Annotated in this window: 1 protein-coding gene; it reads left to right on the top strand. The window is 67.7% G+C overall.

All coding sequences use genetic code 11. The features are described from left to right. A partial coding sequence (locus DMX06_RS25975; protein WP_146232249.1) for a condensation domain-containing protein occupies positions 1-2,502 on the top strand: 2,502 nt, incomplete at both ends.

Below are 2,502 nucleotides of genomic sequence, written 5' to 3'. Positions count from 1 at the left end.
CCACCCACGAAATCACCGAGGTGGGCGATGGCAGCATCCCGATTGGCAAGCCGATCGGCAACAGCCGCTGCTATGTGCTCGATGCTCGCCAGCAATTGCTGCCAGTGGGCGCGGTGGGCGAGTTGTATATCGCCGGTGACGGCGTGGCCATGGGGTATCTGGGCCAGCCGGAGCTGACCGCTGAGCGCTTCCTGCCGGATCCGTTCAACGGCGGCACGATGTACCGCAGCGGCGACCTGGTGAGCTGGCAGGCCGACGGCACCCTGCGTTACCTGGGACGCGCCGACCAGCAGGTCAAGCTGCGGGGCTTCCGTATCGAGCTGGGCGAGATCGAGGCACGCCTGGGCGGGTGCCCGGGTGTACGCGATGCCGCCGTGATCGTGCGGGAGGATGTGCCGGGCGATAAGCGCCTGGTGGCCTATTTCACGGGCCATCCGGTAATTGCTGAACTGCACCAGCAACTGCAAGGCCAACTGCCGGACTACATGCTGCCTTCGGCCTATGTACAACTGGACGCGCTGCCGCTGACTGCCAACGGCAAGCTCGACCGCCGTGCCTTGCCGCAGCCGGGCAGCGACGCGTTGGTCAGCCGTGCCTTCGAGGCGCCGCAAGGTGAAATCGAAACCGCGCTGGCCGCTATCTGGGCCGAGGTGCTCAAGGTCGAGCAGGTTGGTCGACATGACCACTTCTTCGAACTGGGCGGCCATTCGCTGCTGGCGGTGAGCCTGATCGAGCGCATGCGCAAGGCCGGGCTGGATGCCGATGTGCGCGTGCTGTTCGCCCAGCCGACCCTGGCCGCGTTGGCGGCGGCTGTGGGGTCGGGACGTGAAATCGAGGTGCCGGCCAATCGAGTCCCAAGCGATGCGAAGCACATCACGCCAAACATGCTCAGCCTGATCGACCTGGACCAGGCCAGCATCGACCGTATCACTGCCACCGTGCCGGGTGGTGCGGCCAACGTGCAGGAAATCTACCCGCTGGCGCCGCTTCAGGAAGGCATCCTCTACCACCACCTCAGTGCCGAGCAGGGCGACCCGTACCTGCTGCAGTCGCGCCTGGCCTTCGACAGCCTGGAGCGGCTGCGTACCTGGGCCGAGGCCTTGCAACAGATCATCGATCGCCACGACATCCTGCGCACCTCGGTGGTCTGGGAAGGGCTGGACCAGCCGGTGCAGGTGGTCTGGCGTGAGGCCCGCCTGGCACTCAGTGAAATCACCGGGCAGGGCGAAGAAGCGGTAATGGAGCAGTTGCAGGCCCGTTTCGATGCCCGTCAGCAGCGCCTTGACCTGACCCGGGCACCCTTGCTGCGCCTGGTCTATGCCGAGGATCCGCGCCAGGGCGAGTGGGTAGCCCTGCTGCAGTTCCACCACCTGACCCTCGACCACGCCGCCATGGCCGTGGTCGGCGAGGAGATGCAGGCGCTGCTGGACGGGCGTGGTGCCACACTGCCCGCCGCAGTGCCGTATCGCAACTATGTCGCCCAGGTTTGCTTGGGCGCCGCTGAGGCCGGCCACGAGGCGTACTTCCGCGCGCAACTGGGCGATATCGACGAGCCGACCCTGCCGTATGGCCTGGCCGATGTGCAGGGTGACGGTGGGCGGGTCGAACATGCCGCGCTGATGCTGCCGGCCACCCTGGCCCATGGCCTGCGTGAGCAGGCGCGCCAGCGCGGCGTCAGCGCCGCCAGCCTGGTGCACCTGGCCTGGGCTCGCGTGGTGGGTGTGCTGGCGGGGCGTCGCGACGTGGTATTCGGTACCGTGCTGATGGGCCGCCTGCAAGCGGGCGAGGGTGCCGACCGGGCCTTGGGCATGTTCATCAACACCCTGCCATTGCGGGTGGACACCGCGTTGCCGGTAGACCAGGCGCTGCGACTCACCCACCAGCGACTGTCGGCCCTGCTCGGTCACGAGCACGCGCCCCTGGCGCTGGCCCAGCGTTGCAGCGGCGTCGCCGCATCGATGCCGTTGTTCAGTGCCTTGCTCAACTACCGCCACAGCGCCGGGGGCGTCGCCCGCGACGGCGAAGGCATCTGGCAGGGCGTGCGCCTGCTGGGTGGCGAGGAGCGCAGCAACTACCCGCTGACCCTGAGCGTCGACGACCTGGGCGAGGGCTTCAGCCTGAGCGTGCTGGCCGCCGAAGGGCTGCCGGCGGCGCAGATCGGCGGCTGGATGGTCAATACCCTGGACCAATTGATGCAGGCTCTGCAGCAGTGCCCGGGGCAAGTGGTCGAAGGCTTGCCGATGCTGGATGACGAGGCCTCGCGTCAGGTGCTGGGGGACTTCAACGCCACGGCCGTGGACTACCCGCAAGGGCAGACCGTGCACGCGTTGGTCGAGGCTCAAGCGCCCGAAGCATTGGCCGTTGTACAGGGTGAGCTGGGTGTGAGCTACGGCGAGCTCAACCAGCGTGCCAACCGCCTGGCTCATCATCTGATCGAGCGTGGCGTGGTCCTGGGCGACCGCGTGGCATTGTGCCTGGCGCGTGGCCCGCAACGGTTGGTGG

Origin of the sequence: Pseudomonas mosselii (assembly GCF_003205295.1) — a bacterium.
Classification (GTDB): Bacteria; Pseudomonadota; Gammaproteobacteria; order Pseudomonadales; family Pseudomonadaceae; genus Aquipseudomonas; species Aquipseudomonas mosselii_B.
This window is presented reverse-complemented; position numbering and strand designations above follow the sequence as displayed.